Origin of the sequence: Pseudoalteromonas sp. 5Ae-yellow (assembly GCF_014077565.1) — a bacterium.
Taxonomy (GTDB): Bacteria; Pseudomonadota; Gammaproteobacteria; order Enterobacterales; family Alteromonadaceae; genus Pseudoalteromonas.
Window position 1 is genome coordinate 1 of the sequence record NZ_JACGWD010000233.1, and the last position, 228, is coordinate 228.

At 46.1% G+C, this 228-nt stretch carries 1 protein-coding gene; it reads left to right on the forward strand.

Going from position 1 to position 228, the window contains the following annotated elements; translation table 11 throughout:
* Nucleotides 1-8 precede the first annotated feature (8 nt).
* Nucleotides 9-228 (forward strand): reverse transcriptase domain-containing protein (locus tag H4J63_RS20710; RefSeq protein WP_259365866.1); only part of this gene is annotated, 220 nt, incomplete at its 3' end.

Genomic DNA, 228 nt, shown 5'->3' on the forward strand with positions numbered 1-228 from the left:
GTGTCAGAATGCTAGGTATCCCCGCAGTTCGAGACCGAATAGTGCAACAAACACTATTGAACATACTCCAACCGATATTCGACATCGACTTTCACCCATCGAGTTATGGGTACAGGCCGAAACGAAGTTGTCATGACGCCATCAGCAAAGCCACGGTATTTATTCGTAAATATCACCGTGAGTGGGTGGTTGATATGGATCTGTCGAAGTGTTTTGACCTACTCGATC